Source organism: Bradyrhizobium sp. NC92 (assembly GCF_025200865.1).
GTDB lineage: Bacteria > Pseudomonadota > Alphaproteobacteria > Rhizobiales > Xanthobacteraceae > Bradyrhizobium.
In genome coordinates, this window is sequence record NZ_CP104171.1 from 6,928,547 (window position 1) to 6,951,617 (window position 23,071).

At 60.6% G+C, this 23,071-nt stretch carries 19 protein-coding genes and 1 pseudogene; 3 read left to right on the forward strand and 17 right to left on the reverse strand.

Annotation, left to right across the window (positions count from 1 at the left end):
• Positions 1–490: 490 nt before the first annotated feature.
• Positions 491–1,586 (forward strand): annotated as a pseudogene (locus tag N2602_RS32335) (IS3 family transposase); the annotation flags it as partial.
• A 571-nt stretch (positions 1,587–2,157) separates the two neighbouring features.
• Here the strand turns inward: N2602_RS32335 and N2602_RS32340 are convergent.
• The 3 genes from N2602_RS32340 to N2602_RS32350 form a co-directional block, all read right to left on the reverse strand.
• The gene (locus tag N2602_RS32340) at positions 2,158–2,874 is read right to left on the reverse strand and encodes a Fis family transcriptional regulator (protein WP_260380634.1); all 717 of its coding nucleotides are present in this window, start codon (positions 2,872–2,874) and stop codon (positions 2,158–2,160) included.
• Positions 2,871–5,957, reverse strand: a complete 3,087-nt coding sequence (locus tag N2602_RS32345) for an SAM-dependent methyltransferase (protein WP_260380635.1) — start codon at positions 5,955–5,957, stop codon at positions 2,871–2,873. The genes N2602_RS32340 and N2602_RS32345 overlap by 4 nt, the downstream gene beginning before the upstream one ends.
• 81 nt (positions 5,958–6,038) lie before the next feature.
• Positions 6,039–6,398, reverse strand: coding sequence for a hypothetical protein (locus N2602_RS32350; protein ID WP_260380636.1), 360 nt, complete (start codon positions 6,396–6,398; stop codon positions 6,039–6,041).
• A 239-nt stretch (positions 6,399–6,637) separates the two neighbouring features.
• On the opposite strand from N2602_RS32350, the gene N2602_RS39040 reads away from it, so the two are divergent.
• The gene (locus N2602_RS39040; RefSeq protein ID WP_409241854.1) at positions 6,638–7,225 is read left to right on the forward strand and encodes a hypothetical protein; all 588 of its coding nucleotides are present in this window, start codon (positions 6,638–6,640) and stop codon (positions 7,223–7,225) included.
• A gap of 75 nt (positions 7,226–7,300) precedes the next feature.
• On the opposite strand, the gene N2602_RS32360 is transcribed toward N2602_RS39040, so the two are convergent.
• The 8 genes from N2602_RS32360 to N2602_RS32395 form a co-directional block, all read right to left on the reverse strand.
• Entirely contained in the window at positions 7,301–8,809 is a 1,509-nt protein-coding gene (locus tag N2602_RS32360; protein ID WP_260380637.1) for an alkaline phosphatase family protein, read from the reverse strand.
• 888 nt (positions 8,810–9,697) lie between these two features.
• Positions 9,698–11,107, reverse strand: coding sequence for an MATE family efflux transporter (locus tag N2602_RS32365; protein WP_260380638.1), 1,410 nt, complete (start codon positions 11,105–11,107; stop codon positions 9,698–9,700).
• A 570-nt stretch (positions 11,108–11,677) separates the two neighbouring features.
• Positions 11,678–12,268, reverse strand: coding sequence for a UPF0149 family protein (locus N2602_RS32370; RefSeq protein WP_260380639.1), 591 nt, complete (start codon positions 12,266–12,268; stop codon positions 11,678–11,680).
• A 29-nt stretch (positions 12,269–12,297) separates the two neighbouring features.
• On the reverse strand, positions 12,298–13,857 hold the full coding sequence (tnpC, locus tag N2602_RS32375; protein WP_260380640.1) for an IS66 family transposase: 1,560 nt from the start codon (positions 13,855–13,857) through the stop codon (positions 12,298–12,300).
• A gap of 50 nt (positions 13,858–13,907) precedes the next feature.
• On the reverse strand, positions 13,908–14,261 hold the full coding sequence (gene tnpB, locus N2602_RS32380) for an IS66 family insertion sequence element accessory protein TnpB (protein ID WP_260383760.1): 354 nt from the start codon (positions 14,259–14,261) through the stop codon (positions 13,908–13,910).
• Complete coding sequence (gene tnpA, locus N2602_RS32385; RefSeq protein WP_260380641.1) at positions 14,258–14,719, reverse strand: IS66-like element accessory protein TnpA; 462 nt, start codon at positions 14,717–14,719, stop codon at positions 14,258–14,260. Before tnpA ends, tnpB begins: the two co-directional genes overlap by 4 nt.
• Before the next feature lie 398 nt (positions 14,720–15,117).
• Positions 15,118–15,252, reverse strand: a complete 135-nt coding sequence (locus N2602_RS32390) for a hypothetical protein (RefSeq protein ID WP_260380642.1) — start codon at positions 15,250–15,252, stop codon at positions 15,118–15,120.
• Positions 15,253–15,597: 345 nt separating this feature from the next.
• Positions 15,598–15,921, reverse strand: coding sequence for a hypothetical protein (locus tag N2602_RS32395; protein WP_260380643.1), 324 nt, complete (start codon positions 15,919–15,921; stop codon positions 15,598–15,600).
• Positions 15,922–16,072: 151 nt separating this feature from the next.
• On the opposite strand from N2602_RS32395, the gene N2602_RS32400 reads away from it, so the two are divergent.
• Complete coding sequence (locus N2602_RS32400; RefSeq protein WP_260380644.1) at positions 16,073–16,279, forward strand: cold-shock protein; 207 nt, start codon at positions 16,073–16,075, stop codon at positions 16,277–16,279.
• A gap of 70 nt (positions 16,280–16,349) precedes the next feature.
• On the opposite strand, the gene N2602_RS32405 is transcribed toward N2602_RS32400, so the two are convergent.
• The 6 genes from N2602_RS32405 to N2602_RS32430 form a co-directional block, all read right to left on the reverse strand.
• Positions 16,350–17,693, reverse strand: a complete 1,344-nt coding sequence (locus tag N2602_RS32405; RefSeq protein WP_260380645.1) for an IS5 family transposase — start codon at positions 17,691–17,693, stop codon at positions 16,350–16,352.
• Positions 17,694–18,398: 705 nt separating this feature from the next.
• Positions 18,399–18,791, reverse strand: coding sequence for a type II toxin-antitoxin system HicB family antitoxin (locus N2602_RS32410; protein ID WP_260380646.1), 393 nt, complete (start codon positions 18,789–18,791; stop codon positions 18,399–18,401).
• Positions 18,792–18,843: 52 nt separating this feature from the next.
• Positions 18,844–19,032, reverse strand: coding sequence for a type II toxin-antitoxin system HicA family toxin (locus N2602_RS32415; RefSeq protein ID WP_260380647.1), 189 nt, complete (start codon positions 19,030–19,032; stop codon positions 18,844–18,846).
• 435 nt (positions 19,033–19,467) lie between these two features.
• Complete coding sequence (locus N2602_RS32420) at positions 19,468–20,712, reverse strand: MFS transporter (protein WP_260380648.1); 1,245 nt, start codon at positions 20,710–20,712, stop codon at positions 19,468–19,470.
• Positions 20,709–21,944, reverse strand: coding sequence for an ATP-grasp domain-containing protein (locus N2602_RS32425; RefSeq protein ID WP_260380649.1), 1,236 nt, complete (start codon positions 21,942–21,944; stop codon positions 20,709–20,711). The genes N2602_RS32420 and N2602_RS32425 overlap by 4 nt, the downstream gene beginning before the upstream one ends.
• Positions 21,874–23,070, reverse strand: a complete 1,197-nt coding sequence (locus tag N2602_RS32430; protein WP_260380650.1) for a saccharopine dehydrogenase C-terminal domain-containing protein — start codon at positions 23,068–23,070, stop codon at positions 21,874–21,876. The genes N2602_RS32425 and N2602_RS32430 overlap by 71 nt, the downstream gene beginning before the upstream one ends.
• Position 23,071: the final 1 nt, after the last annotated feature.

Below are 23,071 nucleotides of genomic sequence, written 5' to 3' on the forward strand. Positions count from 1 at the left end.
CGGATAGGTGGTGAATGCTCCCGCGAAGAGTGCTTTCTCTTGCTCCACGCTCCTCGGCCGGACGGCTCGTCGGTCCCTGACGACAACGGGGAAGCCGATGAGGACGTCCACATCGCTGGCGACGAGCTCGGAGACGGCGACGCAAGGGCGCTCAGGAAGACCGCGGAGTACCCTGCTGGTTCGGGGCTCCGACGCGCAAGCCTTTTCGGAGTTGTAGATGTGCGGTGAGCGGTGACCGGGTTCTTCCTCGGTCAAGGCTTTGATGATCTCTTGTGTTCGTCGGCCGTTTCTTCACACCCACGTCGTCTTCAACGTGTTGATTTCGACTGTCGACGACTTGCGCAACGACGCTAGCGCAGGCTCGCACGATCATAAGAGAGGTCGCGACGGTCTCCGCGACAGGTGCCGGAGGCCTTTGAAATGGACCCCGGTTTTGGGACCAGAGGCTAAGTTGGAAAAGAGCCGCTCCGTTTGATAGACGGAGGGCATGATGACAAAGAAGACACGACGGAAGATCGACGCGGCGTTGAAGGCGAAGATTGCGCTGGAAGCGGTGCGGGAGCAGGCGACGTTGCCGATCTGGCCCTGCGCTATGAGGTTCACCCGAACCAGATCTATGCCTGGAAGAAGCAGCTGCTGGAACAAGCGGCCCGGGCTTTTGACGCGGGTGTCGAGCGCGAGAGCGAGGAAGCGCGCGAACGCGAGATCGAGAAGCTGCACGCCAAGAACTGACAGTCGAGCGCGATTTTTTAGCGCGGAGGTCCGGAAGATGAGCACGCCGGACCGTCGAGGAATGCTCGATCGCGCCGACCAGGCGCTGTCGATCCGCCGGCAATGCATGTTGCTTGGTTCGCCCGTTCTGGGGTCTACCGGCCGCCACGGCCGGCCAACGACAACGACCTTGCCCTGATGCAGCGGATCGGCGAGCTGTTCACCACCTGGCCATTCCTGGGCTCGCGGCGAATGACCGCGATGCTGAAGGCTGAGGGGCTTCAGGTCAATCGCAAGCGCGTGCAGCGGTTGATGCGCAAGATGGGCATCGCGGCGCTGGGACAGAAGCCGAACACGACAAAGCCGGCGCCGGGCCACAAGATCTATCCCTATCTGCTGCGCAACATAACGATCGACCGGCCGAACCAAGTGTGGGCGGCCGACATCACGTATCTGCCCATCGGCCGCGGCTTTCTCTATCTCGCCGCCATCATCGACTGGGCGAGCCGTGCGGTTCTGGCGTGGCGGTTGTCGAATACGATGGACGTCTCGTTCTGCGCGGCGGCTCTGGAAGAGGCGCTGGCGAAGTACGGCACGCCGGAGATTTTCAACACCGACCAGGGAGCCGACCAGGGAGCCAGTTCACCAGCGTGGCCTTCACCGGCGCGCTGGCGGCCGCAAAGATCAAGATCTCCATTGGCCGCGGTCGTTGGATAGACAACGTCTTCATCGAGCGGCTGTGGCGGTCTCTCAAGCATGAGGACATCTATCTCAAGGGCTATGCCGACGGCCGCGAGGCCAAGGCAGGGATCGCGAGCTGGATCACCTTCTACAACGACCGTCGCCTTCATCAGTCCCTCGGCTATCGCACGCCGATGGCGGTCTGGCGCGAACGGATGCAGGCCGCGAAGGCTGTGGACATGGTGGACAACGCTGACGCGTTGACCACATGCCCACAGCAACAGCAGCAGACAGAATCTCTGGCTGCGTGATAGAAAGGAATCAGGAGCGATCAGTTTCCAACTAACAAGCCGGTTCAACCGGTCCCGCTCCGCGGCTCCATTTCACTTGGCGACGAACCCATCGCGACCGGCTCGCATGAGGAACGGCAGGATGTAGGCCGGTTTGATATCGAACCACTCACCACGCACGCGGGCTGCGTCGAAGTGTTTCTTCAGTTCTCCTTCAGGCTGGAAGTCTTCAGGTGCATCGATCCGGCCGAGGCCGCAACCTAAGGGGATTTCCAGTCTGAAGATTGCGTGTGCGCGCCTCGATATTCCTCGCTACGCCGATCTTGATCGGGGAGCATCCATTTTCATCTTCGCCAAGGAAATACACCGGCACGTCGCGCTCCTTTGTGTCTTCCCGCCTCGCCGGTTGGCCACGAACTCTCGGCCCCAGGTGCTCCAGCTCCTGGGCAGCGGAGTTCTGCGACAACACAAGTGCCTATGCCTCGGCTCCGTTTCTTGGCTTCCGAGTGGTGGTCGGATAGCCAAAGGGAAGAAAAAAATGCGAGACACGGATCGTGCCGTGTGTGGGCGCCAGACTGGCGTTGCGCTCATGCTCGGTATCGAAGTCTGCTCCTTGGAACAGAATGGACGGCCGGGCATAGGGCTGCCCATCTGGCGTTTGGCACAAACGCAAATTGGTGGCGAGAGTGATGTCCTCAAGCGCCTTCCTGATGAGCGGCACCACATCATCCTCGGGGTCGAGTAGAACGCCCACCATTGCAGCTACAGCCTGCTTGCGGCTGTAGATCCCCGTCACAAACCGCCCTAGCCCCTGATCGCGCAGATAGTGGTCACGGTGTTTCTTCTGTTTACCGAGGCGCTTGAATTCGAAGACGAGCTTCATGGCTTGAACGTCGTTGTTCCAACCATAAACGATATCGGTGCGCCGCTCTTCGACTATGGCGCCGGTTGCCGGGTCGATGTCACCAATGATGTCCTCTGCAGCCCACATGCCGAGCAGTCCCCGTTCCCGAGCGACATGGTTTTCGACGTAGATCTTGAGCCGTTTAGTAAGACCATCTTCCTTGGTCTTGGGATTGAAGTCCGGCCGAGGTCGAGCCGCCAGTTTAGACCATCCTTCGCGCAGGGCCTCGACAGCCTCTGTCGCTGGCTGGATCGGAAAAGCCTTAAGCCAATCAACAGGTGCCGTCACGCTGCCACCATCTTGGGGGACTGGACGCTGCGCACGATGTGCTCAGCGTCCCGCAGCGCTTGGCGAACCGTCCAACTTCTCTGCGTGAGTGGTCGTACGAGATAGAACGTGTTGTCGATCCAAAGGTGAACGTCTGGCACGAGGGAGAGGAAGTCGCCGGACGCGATAACGCGAAGACCCGCCTCTCGCAATTGTGCGAGTGTTTCTAGGACTAACTCATCGCTCACTGAAGTGCTCACCTCTGGCCAATCTGTAGATTGTGGGGAATAGGTAACACGCACGATGCCGGAGGACCCAGAGCGGGCCGGATCACTCGCGACAACGCTCACACGGAAGCGGCCGCGACCACGTGTCTTCGTTCGCCAGGAAGTCAGGGATTCCGCAAGCGCTCTGGCGTATATGCCAAAATCTTTGGCATCGGCTCGATGCTGCGCAGGAGTATAGAGACTTTTAAAGCTTCGTGGGCGAATCGAGGGCATGAGGATCTCGACGGTTTCGCGAACGAGCGTCCGCTCCTCAGCGGTGAGACCGAAATACTCAAAAATTGCGTTGTCGAGTTCACCCCGCAATTCAGTGTATCGATGACCCTGTTCCAGTTCGGGTAACGCAGTGAGAGCGGCCATGTGCATTTGAACGGTTTCCAGTACCGACGCGGCGGCTGTGGCATCTGGAGCATCTTCAGGCGCGAAAAAGGGGAAAGCCTCAACTTCAGTGAGATGCACGCCGTTACGCTCGCAGAGCATCTTCCAACCGCGCATCATCAAGAAGTAGCGCGCGAGCGTCGAGCGCAAATAGACCGCGGCAAACTGCAGGAGTGCGGCATCCTCTTTCCTGCCTGCGATCACGCCGATGCTGTGAGTGAAACTCGCTGGTCCGTCATAGTAGACCGCGCGAATATTTTGCTCACCCTTGGAGAAACCGTCTGGGAACAACACGCGCGGGCCGTGGAACACCGAGAGTATCGCGTCGTTCAACCCGACAACAGAATCCTGCGTGTTCGGCCATCTGGAGAGCAAGTCCGGATGAAGCACTGGGGAGCCAGCGCTCAAGGCGGCAATCGGCACGAAGGGCTTGTCCCGCAATTCACCTGGATCGACGGCCTCGCGGCTCTTGTCGTTGAGATGAATGCCTTTGCGATAGACCCAGCGTCGGAACTCTCGTGGTCCTCGCCAGAAATCAGCAAAGGTGCCTAACAGGGTTAGCCGAGTCCAAATTGCAAGGTCGCTGGCATCCCCCCACATCATCGTGACTAGCAGTTGCGGATCGTCGGCGACCGAACGCGTTTGCAGCGCGTGTCGATCGGCAGACTGCATAGTCAGCCGACCGAGCGCCAAGCTAAGATCGGCCTTCGGCACGAGATATTCGAAAGTCTCGTCAAACGGGACGCGCGCTGATTCCTCGGTGCGATACTCGCCGAGAAAGACGTGGCATGTGTTTTCGGCAGTCGGAAAGAGTAGTCCCTGCAAGTCACCAAAGTTGATCAAGCGTTTCGGGCGATAGGCGCTGAGAGCGTGCGAAACAAACGGCGCGCTTGAGGCTCCAAGGAACTGTCCAATTGGCAAGATCAGGCACACTCGACCGGCATCTGACAGGAATTCGCGTGCCCGCAGCGCGTAGGCGCCAGCAATCTGGCGGCGAACGTACGGTGCGCCAGCTCTGTCGGCCCAGTCGTCAGCCGAGGTGCGGTCCTCCCCTTCCGGCTCAGCCCACGGCGGATTCGAGAGAATCAACGAGAAGCTGCGACCATAGAAGCTGTGCGAGTCTTTGAAAAAGTCGGCGTTCTCATGTCCATGAACAAGGTTGCTCCCGTTGAGTGAGGGGAGTTTCGTCCCGTCGCGCTCCTGGGCCGCAAGAATATCAGCAGGATCCAATCCTTCGAGTAGCGACAGATAAAGGCTGAACGCCGTGACGCGACATGCCATAAAGTTTATGTCGCCACCGAAAATACTACGTTTCAGAAGTTTGCTACGTTCGGCGAACCCGAGCTGTCGTCCTTCCGTCGCTTCCGACAAAGCGATGAGTCGGCGATAAGCTGTCGTGAGTAGAATGCCCGAGCCACATGCGCCATCGAAAATAGTTTCGGTAAGAGGGTCGGAGGCAGCCGCGAGTGCTTGGTCAACCGCCAGCATAGCGAGGTTACGGGGCGTGTAGTAGGCGCCTTCCTTCGCCTGCTGTTCGGGTGTTAGGAATTTCTCGTATAGGCCCGATAGTAGTTCGACCGGGATGTACCTGAAGTCGTAGTTCCAGAAATCTCCTTGTCCGGTCTGCATATCGGTCCGACGAAGGAACTGGTTGAGAAGACTAAACCCTTCATCGGAGAGCGCGGTCCACGGATCGTGTCGATCATCGCCGAGAAAATCGCCATTGAAGTCGCGTCTCAAGCTGTCGATCAGCGCTTGGACTCCATCGCGATCGTGTTGTGCGACTAACCCATGCAGCTCCGCGACAGCTCGGCGCTCGCGATACGTCGCTCCGACGATTTCCCGGTGCTCGAGGTAGCAAACGAAGAGCACCTGTCCCATCAGCAATTCAGCAAGCCGCCTGCGCATGCTGTCTGGCGCGATTCCAGCGAATCCACTTTCGGTCAGCGTCGCCACCGTCGCCGACAGATTTGCGAGTAGCTTCCGATCAACGCGCGCCTTCACGTCGAACCACTTCGGTAACCTGCGGGAGAGATTGGCCGTCGCGACGTCAATGGCTGAGAATGGGCCATCCGGGCGCGCTTCATCTAGACGCAGGCGCTCGCCAGCTTGGTTGAGTTTTCGAGCAGGTAGCGCGAGCGCCTCCTCCCCTTTCAGCTCGATCACGACTGTCGCTAGGTTCTGATTCCAGATGCGTTTGCGCGCATCATTCAGAGCGCCTGGCTGAAGCGGCTTGTCGTCGTCGCCAACGAAGACGACGGTGGGAACGCCTTCGACATCGAAAACCGCCTGGGCCCGGATAGCGCCATCGGGCCTGAGAAGCGCGTTGATTTCAAGAGCGTAGGGATGGGTCGCACGCACTCTCGCGCCGCGGACATGCAACACCGCCGACTCTGCCGAGTAGCCGAGCTTGTCGAGCCAGTTTTGGATGTTTGCAGTCACGATGCTATGCCTCCGGATGAGAACATAACAGGAACAAACGGATTTGTGAAGTCCGGCAGGCACCGATACGCCGATGCCTGATCATGCCGACTGCCTCCGGCTTGCCGCAGCCGATCGTTGACGCTGCGGGGCGCGCGCTTGGCTGCGCATCGTCGGCAATGAAAACAGGTCAAACTGTTCGGCCGCCGCCGCGGCGGCGGGAAGGGCAAAGCCGTCTCGTATGACAGCGAGATGCGGATCGAGATGAACTATAAGAGCGTCCACGTCGGAAGCCGGGGCGTCTTCATCCAGGAAGAACCACTTCCCCTTCGGGAACAGCGCCAAGCGCCTCCCCCAAAGCCTTATGAATGAGGTGGACCGCAGATCCTTGCGCAAATCGGCGAAGCTCGCCTTATGCGCCTGAAGTTCGACAGCGAATTGGTCGCGGAGCAGCACCGCCAATCTTAGAACCAGAATGGTTCGCCATGTGAACTTCGCCGGAGATCCCTTTTGCTTTGGGCGAACGTCCGCTGGAATTAAGGCACGACGACTCGTCCACTCGCGAAGTTTTTCCGTCGAGAGGCCCGTGAGCTGTGAAGCAACCGGAGTGGCAACTAACCGCACGACCATCTCCTCCCAAATCGGGTACGATACCCGACCTTCTAAAAAACGGGTATCATACCCGACCTCTCGGGTAAAGTGTGCTGCACGCAAGCTCTCGGTGGGAATTATGTGGCCAAACGCTCTTTCTCGACGACATCTTCCTCGACGGCATCAGCCTCCTCTGCCTCCCGCAGAAAGAGAGCGAGCGCCGATTTCCTAAAGACGCGGTCGAGCGCGTAGGCGGTCTGTTTGAACTTCTTGCCCTCAAGCAGAGCCTCAATGTCGCCGGCGATCGTGTCGGCCGCCATGATGAGCGCTGTATCGAGCGTGTGGATGTGTTGCTCGATACCGACCCTTTCGCATGGCCGTCCAGTGCGCAAGGCGCGCGATCGGGTTGGTCGAGTGAAGCCCGCAAGCTTGACCAACTTTGGGCGGAGCTGGTCGGCGACCTTGCGCCATTGCGCCTTGGCTGCCTCCGCAACGTCCTGGGCGAACGCAGTGCCGATGAAGCCGGCGACGACGCCGCCCGCGCGCTTCTTGTTCGCTTGAGGCTCGCGACCAGCACGACAGCCGTGCCGAGGACAGCCGTCCTACCGTCCTCTTCGAACGCGGTCATGACTTCTTTTGGCAGCAATCAAATCCTTCCAGCAGGAGCTGAAATCCGCAGCCGCTCGTCTCAACGATGAACTCCAACAGATAGCAGCAAAAGGAAAACCCTGCGGAGTTATTCCCCTGATAAGGCCTGCGGATCGACGCTCAATTTATGTGAGGTTGTTGGGACGCCCCACCACGTCAGCAGAGTCAAGATAGACCGCCTCACCAACCTGCACACGACGAAGGTGCTGCCGGTATGCGCCGCTGCTGGTCTCGTAGACCATCTCGATCGTGCGAGGTAGGTCCCCTTTATGATTGATAAGGACCTCTGCGAGGGCGCGACCAGTCATGGTTGCCGGCCGCGAGATACCTAGAAGAGCGAGCACTGTCGGCGCAAAATCGCAAATGCCTGAGGGGAGGGATGAGGTGAAGCTACCTTTGACGAGGGGGCCCGCCAAGATGCCGAGCGACGACATCTCCTTGGCATGCAACCCGCCGTGTACTCCGAAGCCGACTGGCCCATCCGCACTCCAACTGCGACCGATAAGACCAAAAGGATCAAGGCCGCCATCGGATCGAAACGAGAACAGGATATCTGCCGATCGGGCATGGTCGGCGAACACGAGATGACGCGCAAAGCTGCCGGGAGCAATGCCATCGACCGCACCGCCCGCGGTGAACACTGGACCGCACCAGGGCCTTTCGATCATTGCCCCGACGGCGCGGCGGATAACGTTCTGCGAGGGCTCGGCGAGGTAAATTGCTCCGACCTGCCCAGGTATGACGATGGCGTCGATCCCGGCCGCCGGTTCCGCGCCGCAGCGCAGCGCCGCAGCCTCAAGCGTCTCCAAGAGATCGGCCCGCTCATACACCGTTACGTGCCCATGATCGGAGGCTGCGATCAGGTGCACGCCCTGACCCACGCCTTCAGCTTCCCACCAATCCAGCACGCGGCCAAACTGCCGATCGACAAAGCTGATCGCTTCCAGAGTTTTTGGCGCGCCGGTTCCACAATCGTGGGAGGAACTATCGGGTTCGCCGAACGAGAGGATTGCGACGTCGGGCCGAATTTGAGGCCAGATGACGTCGAGGAACGCTGAAGTCAGAAAGGCTTGAGAGGCAAGATCCGGGGTACCGGGGGGCGGCGGCGCAGGCGTCGGCCCGAGCAGGCTCTCCACCTGTCTGAGCATCTCGGCCGAGGTCGCGATGCAAGGGAAATGGCCCGAGAGCGTCACCTGGCCGGACTTTCGGGCCTTATGGTTCAGCAGACGGGTTGCCCCCGCTGAGTTGGATGCCAGGACTGACAATGTCTTGCCGTTCGCCGCGAGGATCTCGCCAAGTGACGGCACACCGAGTAGATGGCCCTCGCTCGCGGCATCTAAGTCCTCGATCAGACGCGCATTACTTGTGTCGACCAAGCGCGGAGCCGGAAGGTGCCGGTCGAGATACTGATTGCCAACAATGCCGTGGCGATCCGGCGTTGCGCCCGTGATGAGGCTCGTGAGCGCTATTCGTGTTTCGCTGGGATAAACGGTGCGCTGCCGGGCCAGCACGGCACCGCGGCGCTGAAGCCTAATCAGATTCGGCGTCAGCGATGGTTTGACGAGATCCGGCCGAAGCCCGTCAAATAGCACGATGAGAACCCTATATCGGTCCGGTCGGTTGAACATGATCATAAGCTTTCGTCTAGCTGGGACCTAGCGGATCGGACGGAGTTTGGCTGACCGACGCAGCCCAAGGCCATTGTGTTGGGGGCGGACGCCGATCGCTTGCGCGAGGATGATGCCCGTATGGAGCTCCCAGTCATGCTGACCAACGCCTGGCCCGCGTGCCGATCGGCACCGTGCCGAGATCAATGGCGTACGAGCGCCAGCAGCTCTCCTCAGTCGTAGACTGGGCCGGGTGAGATTGGGCAGCGACTGCAGCGCTAGCGACTTCTGAGCGAGGACGTCAGGTGAGACATCCAGCAAGCCAAGGGCAGCCTTGCCTCGCAAATAAAAATAACAAATGCTTCGTCCAATCGAGCCTGCTCCGCGCACTGGCCGATCCGGATCTGGTCGACATTGCGGTTGAGCCCGGCGTCGTGGCTGCTGCTGCCGCGGATCGTGTGGCAGCTTGATTCCGGCGATTGCGATATATCGCGGGTGCTTGGCACGATTTCCGCGGCTGCGGAGCTCGCAGTCAACGGCCGGTGTGTGGAAAGTTAGGCCCTGATTGAGAGTCATCGCGTCAGCGCGTTTTGCATGTGGCTACCTGTCACAGCAACGCTTTCGAAGGGAGGACCCGTTGAGCCATTCGGCCGGGGGTGACAAGTTGGAAAGCTCACGAACTGCGAAGGACGCCTTGAGGATTCCTACTAGCTCCCGAACGAGCTAACCACTTCGGTTATCCGCTTTTTGAAATGGAATTATCGAATAATGCGATGCTAGGCATCTCTTTACGCTTGCAGTCGAATCAGGAGCAACGTCCAATTTTTGGGCAATCTCAAAATTTCGACCCGCTCGTATCGGCCAGTGCAAGTAACCTGGCATTCGTCGCCGTTTGGCATCAGCGCTACGCCCGGGTCAGTGAGCGCGGCTTGTCAAGTTGCGGAACCGCAGGACGAGAAGCGCCGCATAGATTGTCGTTCCGGTCGACAAGCCGATCCATATACCAGGGGCGCCAAGACAGAACTTCAAACCGAGCCAATAGCTGAGGGAAAAGCCGATCAGCCACCAACCAATGATCGCAAACAGAAGCGGCATTCGCGAGTCCTTCAGTCCGCGCAGGCCGCCTGCCGCAATGCACTGGACAGCGTCAGTGATAAACAGCGTTGCGCCGACCACGAGGAGCTCTGCAGCAAGGCTAATCGTTGCCGCCGAACCGGCCGATCTGCCCAGAAACAGCTCGACGATTTCAAAACGCGCGGCGATCAGTGCGAGCGTTAACGATGCAGCTATGACAATACCGATCAGCATCGCTGCCAGATATGCCTGCTTGGCGCCTGCAATGTCGTTGCGGCCGGCCGCATAGCCAACGCGCACGGCTGCGGCCGTGCCAACGCCCACATAAATCATGAACAGGATCGCGGCGATCTGTACAGCGATCTGATGAGCGGCCAGTGCACTGGTGCTGATCAAGCCCGCCAGAATCGATGTGGCCCAAAATAGTCCCGACTCGATCCATGAAGCCATTGATATCGGCACTCCGATTGCGATGAGCTGTCGCATTGTGCGCCAATCGAAACGCCAGAGATGTGCAAGTACATGGTAGTCACGGAACGGACGACGCCGTGCAGCGAACCACAAGCCGGCTAAAAACATGCTGCAGTTCACCAGCGTGGTGGCAAGACCTGCCCCCAGCAGCTCCAGCCGAGGCAGTCCAAGCTTTCCGTAGGCCAGCATATAAACCAGCAAAGCATTCAGGGGAGTCGCTGATAGCGTAATCCACAAGACCGGCTGTGGCCGATTGACCGCGCCCATGAAACTGCGGATGGCCAAGAACGAAAGTGCCGGCGCCGCGCAGAATCCTAATCCGAAGAGGTATTGCTGGGCGAGCCGCGCAACATCTGGGGCTTGGCCCAACGCAAGCAGTATTTGCTCTGCTCGCAGCGCCACAGCAATGATTGGGAAAGACAGGATCATGGCCGCCCATAGTCCCATGCGCAGCGCACCCCGTACTGCGGCTAGATTATTTGCCCCAAACGCCCGCGCCGCCATGGGCGCGATGGCACTGAGTAGCCCCGCGCCGAAGGCGAAGCTAATGAGATAAAACCGGCCTGCCAGCGCGGCCGCAGCAAGCGCCTCGGCGCTGATCCGACCGATCAAGGCAAGATCAGTCGACATCATCGCGATCTGCCCAACCTGCGTCAGCACCATTGGCCACGCGAGTTTCGCGATTTCGCCAAGCTCGACAGCGAGACGATGCATGGCCGCCCGTCTCGTCACTTCTGGGCGCAAATTAGATGCCGGCTTTGTCTCGGTTTTTTTGTCCATGTCATCATGCTGCCGCTTGCCTAGGCGAGCGAAGCACTGCCTCTTTCTCGAAAGCCTCCAATCCTGACGTGAACTCGTGGTCAGTCCGCGATACTGGCTCAACTGCAGCCTCGTGCGGCCGCAAGTTCATAGGCCCAGAATGGAACACGGCTGGCGCTAGGCTTCGACCAGCGCGGCCACGATTGTCGCATGCGATAAGTAGAGGAGAGCTTGCAGATGCCGTCTCAAACTGATCAGCCGATTACCACTCGCGCAATGGTGTCGGCGCGCATTAGAGTCGAGCTAGGTCGATCAAGGCGAATTCATGCGGAGGCCCCTGAGTTGATGCCAAAGGTTGGAGGACCCGAACTCGGACCTGATCAACCCGATGAACTGAAGGCTCATCATCTCCTAGCCATTCCTGCATGCCTGAGGAATCGAAACCCCTTCAAGGCTCGTGCCAACTGCGACAGCTGGATGCTCGCTTTCATCCCAAACCGACTTGTCGGCGGATCGACAGCATGTCGCAAATAAGACGATCGGCATCGCACGTTCAGCTGTAACCGGCATGAGCTCCCACGTCTGCGGTGATCAGCGGGCGCGTGGGTAGCGGATCGGCATCCAATATTGGCGCATGGCCTCGACGACCGCAGGAATATCGGCGTGGGCGTTACGCAGAAAGTCGGCGGTCTCGCGGCCGTTTCGGGGTGGTCCAAGCATCGGCCGCCCCTGATCGTCGCGACAGTGCAACAGAATGGGCAGTAGCAGGCCGTGATTGACATTGCTGGTGTCCAGCAACGGTGCCCACGCCGACAGCCTGAGCCGCATCGCGGCATGGAAGCCGTCGCACCAGGGACGCGGATCGACGTCGCCATTGATTTTGCGCCGGTGCATCGGGGCGAACTGGGCAGGCGCGGTCGAAAGGATCTCGCTGATCTCGTTATGACGCAGCGCGACGGCGGAGATCGCAGCAAACTCCGGGGTGCCGCCGTGGTTGAAAGCATCGGCATCGATGGCGAGCAGCGGGCAGATCCAGTCGAGCGGGCTCATCGACACCGGTCCGGCCACGATCGCGGCGACATAGCCGTCGAGCATGGGGAGGCTGGTGGCGGTAGGATGCTGATCGATGCGAGCCTGGAGCCATCGCTCGAGCTCTTCAAGTGGCATCGCGGCGGCCGCCATTGACGACGCTGCTTTATGGCGACGTGGGCTCATGCTGCAGCCTGTGCGGTGCGCTGACGGGCCGCCTTCCAGTTCCAGGCGAGCAGCTCGTGGAGCTGATGGCTCTTGGTTCGCCCGGAGACGATGCTTTCCAGCACGCCGGCCAGGTAGGCCTGCGGATCGAGATCGTGGAGTTTTGCGGTGTTCACGATCGACGCCAGGATCGCCCAGCTCTCGGCGCCGTCTTCGCTGCCGCTGAACAATGAGTTGCGTCTTCCCATGGCAATCGGGCGCATGGAACGCTCGACCGTATTGCTGTCGACCTCGACGCGGCCGTCGCTGAGAAACAGCGTCAACCCGTCCCAGTGATTGAGCGCATAGTTGATCGCCTCCGCCAGCTTCGACTGCGAGAAGAGCTGGTCGACCATCTCGGTCAGCCGCGCCCTGAGCGCCTCCATCAACGGAGCGGTCCTGGTGCGGCGGGTGGCAAGCCGCTGCTCGGCACTGCTGCCGCGGATCTCCGCCTCGATCGCATAGACCGCCTGCAGGCGTTCGATCACCTCACGCGCGAATGGCGACTGCATCGTCTTGTAGACCTCGACGAATTTGCGTCGGGCATGGGCGAGACAAAAAGCCAGCTGGATCGCGCCGCCATGACCGCGGGCAAGCGCCTTGTAGGCAGCATAACCATCCACCTGCAGAATGCCGGAAAAGCCCTTCAGCTGTCCGGCGATCTCCTCCGTGCCGCGGCCGTCAGCGAACACGTAGGCCACCGCCGGCGGCGAGGGGCCGCTCCAGGGCCGGTCATCCATGGCATGAGCCCAGAACTGACAGATGCGGGGGCGATGTCGTCCGGGATCCAGCACCGGCATTGGCGTCTCATCGCAGAACACGCGCGGCGAGGCCTGGATCGTGCGCAGCTGAAGCTCATAGAGGCTCCTGAGCCACCAGGCCGCACGCTTCACCCAGCCGGCCAGCGTCGCCCGGTCGAGATGGACACCCTGGCCGGCCAGAATTTGCACCTGTCGGTACAGTGGCAGATACCAGGCGAACTTCGAGACCACCACGTGGCTCACGAGGGCGGTCGAGGCCATGCCGCTCTCGATCAGGCGCGGCAGCACCTTCGCTTGGACCACGCCATCGGTGCAGCTGCGGCAGCCATATTTGGGACGGATCGTGCGCAGCACCCGCAGGATCGCCGGGATGATGTCCAGCACCTCGCTGACGTCCTCGCCGATCTTGTGGAGCTGACCCTGGCAGCACGGGCAGGCCGTCGCCTCCGGCTCCAGCACCTGCTCGCAGCGCGGCAGGTGCTTTGGGAGTGCGCCGATGTTGCGGCGCGCCTTCCTGCGCACGTTGCCGGGCGGCTTCGCCGCAGGCGTATCGTCGTTGGCCTGCACAGGCAACGTGGCGTCGGTCTCGAGATCGCCCAGCTCAAGCGCGAGTTGCTCGTCCACGAGCACCGCAAGTCGCTCCGAGCGCTTCCCGAAGATCATCTCTTTGAGCGTCTGCATCGCCACACGCAGCTTCTCGTTCTCGGCGTCAAGCGCGAGCACCATCTCGGTCAGAGCTGACGGATCAGTCGGGAGAGCATCGGGGCGAATCGCCATGACCAGACGATACATCCGCGCGCCACAGGCTCCAGCGAAATCTCCACCTCTCAGCCGACAACGGCCGGCTGCTTCACAGTCTTGGGTGAGACACGCGTCCACTCAAGCCCGTCGAGCAGCATCGCGAGCTGTGTCGCACTCAGATGCACCACGCCGTCGCGGATCGGCGGCCAGGTGAAGCGTCCCTCGTGCAACCACTTCGTCACCAGCACCATGCCGCTGCCGTCCCACGCCAGAAGCTTCACTCTGTCCATGCGCTTGCTGCGGAACACGAAGACGTCACCGCAATACGGGTTCGCACGCAGCGCTTTGCTCACCAATGCCGACAGCGTGTGCACTGACTTGCGGAAATCGATCGGCTGTGTCGCTAACACCACTTTGAGGTCGGACCGTAACGCAATCACCGGCAACCCCGGAGCGCCGCCAGCACCGTCGATAGCGCCGCCAACTCTACGCCCGGCTCGACGCGGATGCGCGCTCCGCTCACTTCGATCTCGATTACCCCGCAGACCTTGGTCGAGTGAGCGGCGATCTCCAAAGCCTTCGTCTGTGCCGGCGAAGCACGCTCGGACTCACCAGATGTCTCGCCACCGCTTCCGGCGCCAATTTGAATCGGCACGAAGTTCGGCGCCTTGCCGGCCACCGCCGCCGCAACTTGGCGTCGCCACACCGTGAGCAGCCCGCGGGAAACGTCATTGCGCCGCGCCACCTCGGAGATGTTCGCACCCGACTCAAAGCTCTCCGCCACGACCCGGGCCTTCTCCTCGCCCGTCCACCGTCGACGTCGGCGCTCCCCAGTGATCACCTCGACGCGACGATAGGAGTCACCTTCCTGCCTGGCATCAAGCATGGCATTTGCCATCGCTCCACCTCCACCGATCAGCTCATGCCAAGCTGTATTGCAGGCAAGCCGAAGGATGGCGAGGTGGAAGCCTCATGCCGGTTACGTTCAGCCTGAGTGGGCGCAATGCGACCACACAGTGAGTTGTGATTTCCATCGGTTATGAAGACCTGCCGGGATGATCATCACGAGCTCTGAATGTTTGCGCTTGCTCGACTGGATCACAGATATCGATATGCAGTCATATCGATGAGCTGCGCGGCCTCGCTGACGGCCCATCGAAGGCTAGCAGGCGACGGGTCTTGTCAGGGGCGAACCAGACCTTCCCTGTCGTCAATCGCATCGTATGGTTGGAAGCTGTTGAACGGCATGAGCCATCGGTGCTGCTGGCCAAAGCCAGCGGCTCCAATGCGCGCTGTTCACGCTGAATTGGTGGTGCCCCTGTCCGGGTCTATGCCAAGCAGTTGCTTGAAATCGACCATCTTGCCATTGGCTTCGAGCTTCTTTTTCTGGGCGGGTCCAGTAGCGCTTGCTGCAATGGCGGCATGCTCCATCGCGCCACGACGATCTCGCGCCGGTCAGCGATGCCATGCGCCAGCTTGCGGGTGGACTGCCGAGGCCACGAGAACATATCGCGAACGAAAGAGTCGGGTCCCGGATCGGCAGTCTCGCGAGGCGAGCCCAGCTCGGCTCCGACAAGCAGCACGATTCCGAGCGGAACGCTCGAAAGCTGCACATGAAATGTGGTACTCTGGCCCGTTGGTTAGCCTACCCGGCAAAGTTTTTTCCGTTGAAAATCGATGATGTGCGCTACGTGCGTCGGGTAGCGGCGGCATTGTCTTGCTTACATTGAGTCGTTACGTGCCCACATGAGCTTTCAGCTGTCCATCCTCAAGATACTAGCCGGGCAGCCCGGCGGCCGAGCCAGTCTTGAACTCGTCAAACAGCACTTGGCGATCTTTTACAGCAGCGGGCCCGAGTGGCCGGCGCGCATGAAGCGCATTGCGAGCCGCGAGCCGAACCTCGATATCTTCGGGCAAAGGCTGATCGCGCGAGAGGAAGGATGTTGGATCATCACTGCGCAGGGACGAAAGATCCTCGAGAGGCTCGAGGTCCTTGACGCCACTGAGAAGCTCGATCAGTTCGTTGCGGAAGGCCAGCCCGAGACACAGGCCCAAGAGCCGGCGGGCGATGAGCGACCGCCTCTGCCGGCTGCGCCGCAAGGACTGATCGCCCGCAGGAGCCGTCCTCGACGGAAGCGATTGTGGACGCGTGAGGGACGCTCAGCGTGAGATGCAACTATCGTGCGGAAAGTCCTTGTGATCGGTCAGCTCTTCCATAGATTCTCAGAAATTCAATTTTGGAGATTATGCAGTGGCTATGGGAATTGTGAAGTGGTTCAACGCGACAAAGGGATACGGTTTCATCAGGCCGGAAGATGGGGGAGCTGACGTCTTCGTTCACATCAGCGCGGTCGAGAAGGCCGGCTACACTAATCTGGCGGAAGGTGCTCGAGTCAGCTACGAGCTGGTGGCTGATCGTTCGGGCAAGATGAGCGCCGAAGATCTGCGCATCGGCTGATCGACTCGCCTTAAGACAAACCGCCGGATCGTTCGGTGTCCTGATTAGTCGTCCGTGAAGAACTCTGGCTTCAGGCTGGAACGGCCTGAAGCGCGGCGGTGAGAGCGGAGAGGATTTGGCGCAGCAACAGGCTGAGCCAACGGATGAGGCGGCGGAAGTTGTAGCCGGCGGCGGCAAGGACGGCGTTGGCCGCGTCTCCCTGGCGGAACCAGAGATAGTTGCGACCCATTCGGTGTTCGGCCTTGAGATGGCCGATGACGGGCTCGACGGCGGCCCTGCGGCGCAATTCGCGCTTGATCTTGGGCGTCACGCCTCGCTTCTGGCCGGAGATGAAGACTCTGAACTTGTGATCGGGTGGCGCATTGTGGCCCCGGTATCCCTTGTCGGCGAGGATGCGCGCGATGGTGTTGCCGACGAGCACCTCCATGTCCGGGATCACGGTGGCCAGCGTATGACCGTCATAGGGATTGCCGGGCAGCGCCTTCACATGGGTGACGAACTGGCCGCCCTTGGCGTGGCCGATCGTCGTGGCGACGGAGACTTTGACGCCGAACTCGTAAGGCCGATGGGCCTTGCCTTTGCCGATGCACTCGACCTCCGGCGCGTGCAGGGAATAGACCTTCGGCCCGCGCTGATGCTGCTTCTGCTCGCGCACGCGCCGCGCCAGCGCGAGCAGCTTTGCGAACGCCGCTTCGAGCCCGCCGTCACCATCGATCTTGCGGCTGATGTCACGGATGACGCGGCCGAGATAGGTCCGTAGCGTCTTGAGCTTCCGGTTGGCGCGCTTGAACTGCTTGGCGTGGGCATAGCGCTGATGCTGGATCAGAGCGAACTTGCCCACCCGCGCATAGGACTGGCGCAAAGCCACCCCGTGACGCTGCGCCAGCCGCACCAGCTTCTCGCGCGCCCGGTTCAGAAGCTTCGCATCGGTGGGGAACGTCACGTTCTTGGGCTGCACTGTGGTGTCGACGATCACCCGCGACAGCTCGGACGGCTTGATCGCCTTGGTTCTGATGGCAACCGACAGGCTCTCCTGGATCAGCGAAGCCAGCCGTTCCTCGCCCATCCGGTTGCGCCAGCGCGTCAGCGATGAGCGATCGAACACCAGCCGGTGCTGGAAGAACTCCTCGCCGCAGAAGTATTGGTAGTAGGGGTTCTCGACCCATCGCTCGCACAGCACCTCGTCGGAGAGGTCGTAGGTGTGCTTAAGGATCGCCAGTCCCGCCATCAAGCGCGTCGGCAGCGGCGGCCGGCCGGGATCATCCGTGTAAACCTCGCCGAACCGCTCTTCCAGGAACCTCCAATCCACCGTCCGCCCCAGCGCTACCAGCGGATGCTTCATGTCGATGATCTCATCAAGCCGAGAGCGGAAAAGATCCTGCTCTCCCGATTCGCTCCGCTCCCGTGGTCGCATCTCGCCCCCTCGCAAAAGCAGTCCGAGGCGAGTGAATCACAAATCAAGTTTGCAAGGAATCCCGCTTCAAAGGCCCGTTTTCCCGCAAATTCAGCTACCGCAAAATTCCGTTTCCGGATTCCCAATCAACGGCTTGGGAATTCTTCACGGACGACTGATTAGCTCCTTGCTTTCGCGAGAAGCATCGATAGCGCCTCAGCACGTTCCTTTGTGCCGCTGAGGCCGCTTCTTGTCCGACACTCGATCAGCGCTGTCGTCCGCTCCGAGCATCGTCCGACATTGCAGCAACGGACGCAACAAACCTGTCGCTGCGTTAACGCGCGAATACTCGATTAGCTCGTCAATCCATTGGCCGAGCAACGATCGATCTTAGTATATAGGCAATAAGTGTCGCGAAAGCGACGGCAGATCAGCCGTAAAGTCCGATGAGGAACCGGATAGCGAGGAACGCGCCGCTGACGACGACCGCCGTTGCCGCGATCGCGAAAAGAACTCTCCAGCCCTCATCCATGGCTCTCAAAGCCCGCATAGCTCCTGCAGCTGCGCCTCCTCAGTATAGCCGGCCGCGCAATTGAGTGAGGGTAGAGCGGATCCTCGCCCGTGCGGCCATGTCGTTCGATCGAACGGAACGCGGCGATGGCGGTAAGCCGAGCAAGGCGCCACGCGCCCAGCAAAAGAGGCCGCTAACATCAACGTTAACGCTCTTTAGGCTGCCAACGCCTTCTTCGCTGCCTGAGCAAGGAAGCCAGAACGCGTGAAGCCTTGCTGCTCCGCGTGTCGGTCAATCTCGCTCAGAACGTCCGCGGGCAGGGTGATGTTCACGCGCACGCTCTTTACCTCTTCGGCTGGGGCCGGGATCAAGACGGCAACGCCATCCTTGTTATCTGCATTGGCCATGATCTGCTCGAGAGACGAAGGCTCTGGAACGGCTTCACCATCCTCAGCCAATCCTCGAAGATGAAGGGCCAAAGCTTCCGCCGCCATCTCGCGAGCTTCGTCCAAAGTGCTTCCTGCGCTGATGACGCCAGGAAGATCAGGAAACGAGACGCCGTAGTCGCTATCTGCGTCCTTGTGAATTAGGACGATGTAGTATCGCATGATGCTCTCCAGTGAGCCCCAGTGGCTCTCGCGGACGCTATCCAGCGCCCGCTTATCTCAGCTTCAGTACGGACTGCTTTTCGATGCTCCGGACCGTTCCAATCGGAATGTCCTTCTTAGGGTGAGGGACCGTCACGCGCCCCGGTTTGATCGGATGCTTGAACTGAACGTGGCTGCCTTTCTGGGCCACCTGCGTCCAACCGTCGGCTTTTAGGGCTGCAATGATGTCCGTCGACTTCATTGGTGTATAAATACACACTTTATGTTGATTGTCAACACACTAATCCACACGCGCGGCGTCTGCCGGCATGGTCTCGACGCAAACTATCAGGCCTAGACCGATCGCCAAGGGCGAAGCGGCCTGGGCTTAAAGCGCTACGTGCTGCGGTCGCTATCTGCGCAAAAGATCAAGGCGCCGCTCTGACCAAACAATTTAGCCATAGGTGTAGGAGGCCACCGGCGGGCATACCGGAGACTTCCTTGGAGGTAAACGTCAATGCATAGAGCCTTCCTCGTATCTCCTTTTGCTGCCGTTTGGCTGAGACTCACTCGCGCTGAGCGCGGAGCAGCAGTGTCAGCGTGTTCTGGTCTTTTAACGTGTAGGTCGCTGGGGCCGCCGCGCAGCAGGACCATGTGCTTGTCGAGCCGATCGTTGAAGTCCAGAAAAAAGCGTTCTCTAGGATCGCTCGACGTCAATGCCATCCTGCGTGGCCTTCCGGCCACCAATATCCAGCATCTTGCTGCGAAAACGGTACAGCCACATCGCACCCAGACCATACAGGGCGGCAATTCCCGCGAAAGCGAACGTGTTGTGAAGCTCCGCGCTGCCGAGCACAGCGCCAACAAAGTTGCCGAGTGCTTCTCCGAGACCCATGCCGATGGCATTGATGCCCAGCAAGGCGAGGTGATCCCTTCCCGGGGTATTCTGGACAAGCAACACCGACAACGACGGCAGGGCGACAATCTCCACGACCGTCAACAATGCGACGGCGAGGTAGAGCGTGAACAGGTTCACGAACCCTGATAGCAGCGCGAAACACGCCAGGTTCAGGACCGCCGACAAGATCAGCGACCCGACGTCGTCGACATGCGCGCGCTCGAGCGCCTTCATCAGCGGCATCGATGCCCCTACCACCAAGGCGGCATTGAGGCTGGCAATCGTCCAAACGGCTTCCGGGCCGGCCAATAAACGGCCTAGCACGATCGGCGCAAACGAAAAGATCTGTGCCAGGGCGAACCACGTGAAGGCAGTCGCCACGAATACCAAGCGAAGGTCGGACCGCGTTGCGCTGTGCAGCAGCGATTTCCACCAGTTGCCGCCGCGGTCCAGTACTGGCAGCTCGTTCCCCAAAAAGGCATGGCAGACCAACCCACCCGACAACATCACCAAGCCGGTGACGAGGAAGGGGGCGTTCGGCGCCATTTGCACGTACAGCAGGCTCGAGAGCAACGGTCCCAGCGTGGCAGCGATATTCGTGCCCACGGCGAGCTTCACTAGCATCAAACGGAGAGATTGATCCTCGCGCAGCCGGACCGTAATTACGCGCAGCAGCAAGCTGCACGACCCGTAAGCGGTGCCGACCATAAACAGTCCGAGCGAGGTCCCGACAAACGCGGCGCTCTCGGCCACGATGATATAGCCCGCCCCCATCACGAGATAGGTTGTCGTCAGGGCATAACGCGTGGGAATGCGGTCCAGTAGTGGAGCGAATAAGGCGCGCGACGCTCGGCCGGAAGCGGACAGGAGCAGCAACAGAGTACCGACCTGAGCCGCCGAGAGCGATCGGTCGAGGAGATAGAGGCCGAGCACAGAGAGCGGCGCAAAGTAGCCGTAATTATTGAGAAAATTCTGAGCGAACACGTTCCAGAACATACGCTGCGCGGGCTTCAGTTGGAGCATGGTGCGCGGGCTGTTCATCATTGAACGGTGATGGCGACCGCCATGATCATGCGCTCGAGCCGGTCCTTAACTTCGGTGGCGCTCGCCCCGATGGCAAGCACATGACCAACGCGGTCGAACGAGTGGCGGACGGGCTTCACGGTGTCACCGACTTTGATCAACATCGCGGCACCGGCATAGCCAGGCATTTCGGGCAGACGATCATATCCGGTGATTTCCGTCACCCTGCCGGCGGGCGGGACGAAGTATCGGATGCCGGCGGCTCCGCAGCGGGCCGCGGGAAGCATCACCACGCCGGCATCAGCGCACAGCATCTGGGCAAACACACTGCCGTAATAGGCGATCCCGGTCACGTGCTGTGTCAGGTGCGTAATGTAGTCGCCTCCGGGTCGGGAGTGAATTTCCCCCATGACGATCTCGCCGGCATCGCAAGCCCAGAACTCCGCATGAAACATGCCGAAAGTCAGACCGACGGCATGCACGGCGCTCTGCACGACCGTGATCGCGCGCTCACGCAAAGCAGGCGGAAGATCGGCCGGCGCGACATGGCCGCACTCGACGAAATTGCCACCGCCGATCACGAATTTTTGCGTCAAGCTCAAGACCCTCGGCAAGCCACGGACACACAAGCCTTCCGCGCTGAACTCCCGGCCCTCGACGAACGACTCGAGCAAGAAGGGCCGCTCGCTTGCCGGCCTGAGCTGCGCAAGCGCGGTGGCAAGAGCCGTCGCGCTATCCACCAGGAAGACGTTCTCGCTGCCATAACCGATCATCGGCTTAAGGATGAGTTTGCGATGCCGGCGCGAGAGCTCTGCAAACGCCTGATCGATTGCCTCGCCTGATCGGCACAGCCTGGCTTCCGGCTGAGCAAATCCGGCCGCCCGCAAGGTGTCTCGGCAGACAAACTTGTTGGTGGTGCACTCATGCGCACGCTCGCTGGGGCCCTTGAATCCAAAGCGGCGAACGAGCGCGGCGATCGCCAGCTGCGCTTTTTCTTTGAAGCTGAATGCTCCGGCAAGAAGCTCGCGTCGGGGATATTTGCCAACCCACTTGAGACAGGCGCTCACATCCTCGAAGTCGAGGGGATGGACCTCATCGGCGAGATCATGCAATTGAACGGCCTGCGCGAGACGATTGGGCGTGTCCGTCAACACCACCCGCAAGCCTTGCGCCCGCGCCTGATCATAGAGGTGACGGGACTGAATCTCGCTCGCTCCCCCCAAGACCAGCAGTGCCTTCTTCCGCATCGTCATCGTATCTGTCCATTGTTATCTCGACACCTCGACGCGCGAGCCAGTCGAGCATGACGGGCGCTATCTGCGGGGTGATAATGGTCTCCGGATAATGAAATCCGCCAACGGCTTTTCCGGCGCCCGTCAGCCAGTTGACCAGGAACACCACGGGCAAGCAGGTGGCCAGAGCCATCGAGCGCACGTCGACGCGGTCGGTGAAGGTAAGCCGCAAACCCTGCACAGACCGCCGCCCGTGCAGACTTCCGGCGAGCTCGATTGCCAGAAGCGTCTTTGTCTGTTCGTTCTCCGCCAAGCCGAAGGTGCGATGGGTGGCCCGCTCGAAAAGCTGCTTTGGGGTGAGGCCCGTATTTTCGTCCACGGCATCCTCGGCCAACACGCCGAGTTGATCGATCAAGGCGACCAGTTCGACATATCTGGTCCAACGCAATGTGCGTTGGTCGGCATCGACACCCGGCCGCGACAATTTCGGATGCTCCGAGAGCCGCGGCTGCATCCCGTCATGCCAGTGCTCGAGCACCCCGATGCCTGGCCAAGCGAGTTGTTGAACATCGGAAAATCGCGGAACGACGCAAAGGGCGCCATCGCGGATGCAATAGGCGTCGCGCTTGGCGAGGGGGAGGTGCGAAGTGCCGAAGAGTCTTTTGTAGCCGAGAGGATTGGCCGGGCGTGGCACTACGATCCCACCGCAGCAGATACGAAGGGACTGCACCTCCTCAGTGGATTCCAGCAGATAGCCCGCCAGGATCTCCGTCAGCCCCGGCTCCAGCCCGCAGGGCAGAACCGTCGCAAGACTCGGAGCTTGGATCAGCGCTTGCTGCACGCGTGGCACGTCCTCGGCAGCAGGCCGGCTGATACTCACCAGCAAACCACGTGTAGCGCGGCTCGCTAGGCTCTCGATCACATCCAGCGTGACCGGCCAACTGGCGGCACAGATCACGACGGGTGCGAGTTCTGCCTGCTGCGGCTGGTCGGTGCACAGGATCTCACATTTGCATGCCTCGCGCGCAGCCGTGAGCGCGCTCATATCGCGGTCGATGAGGCGGACCGTCCAGTGCGGAAAGGCGTCGCGCAGCAGCGCCGCCATTCCCCTGCCCATCGCACCAGCGCCTATGACGTCCGTCTGCATG

What these genes read in the sequence shown, in the direction of transcription:
- N2602_RS32425 (WP_260380649.1), bottom strand. Translation starts at nt 21,944, where the DNA reads ATGACGATGCGGAAGAAGGCACTGCTGGTCTTGGGGGGAGCGAGCGAG.
- N2602_RS32430 (WP_260380650.1), bottom strand. Translation starts at nt 23,070, where the DNA reads ATGCAGACGGACGTCATAGGCGCTGGTGCGATGGGCAGGGGAATGGCG.
- N2602_RS32390 (WP_260380642.1), bottom strand. Translation starts at nt 15,252, where the DNA reads ATGGAGCATGCCGCCATTGCAGCAAGCGCTACTGGACCCGCCCAGAAA.
- tnpC (WP_260380640.1), bottom strand. Translation starts at nt 13,857, where the DNA reads ATGGCGATTCGCCCCGATGCTCTCCCGACTGATCCGTCAGCTCTGACC.
- N2602_RS32365 (WP_260380638.1), bottom strand. Translation starts at nt 11,107, where the DNA reads ATGGACAAAAAAACCGAGACAAAGCCGGCATCTAATTTGCGCCCAGAA.
- N2602_RS32405 (WP_260380645.1), bottom strand. Translation starts at nt 17,693, where the DNA reads ATGCGACCACGGGAGCGGAGCGAATCGGGAGAGCAGGATCTTTTCCGC.
- N2602_RS32370 (WP_260380639.1), bottom strand. Translation starts at nt 12,268, where the DNA reads ATGGCGGCCGCCGCGATGCCACTTGAAGAGCTCGAGCGATGGCTCCAG.
- N2602_RS32420 (WP_260380648.1), bottom strand. Translation starts at nt 20,712, where the DNA reads ATGATGAACAGCCCGCGCACCATGCTCCAACTGAAGCCCGCGCAGCGT.
- tnpA (WP_260380641.1), bottom strand. Translation starts at nt 14,719, where the DNA reads ATGGCAAATGCCATGCTTGATGCCAGGCAGGAAGGTGACTCCTATCGT.
- N2602_RS32360 (WP_260380637.1), bottom strand. Translation starts at nt 8,809, where the DNA reads ATGATCATGTTCAACCGACCGGACCGATATAGGGTTCTCATCGTGCTA.
- N2602_RS32415 (WP_260380647.1), bottom strand. Translation starts at nt 19,032, where the DNA reads ATGAAGTCGACGGACATCATTGCAGCCCTAAAAGCCGACGGTTGGACG.
- N2602_RS32410 (WP_260380646.1), bottom strand. Translation starts at nt 18,791, where the DNA reads ATGCGATACTACATCGTCCTAATTCACAAGGACGCAGATAGCGACTAC.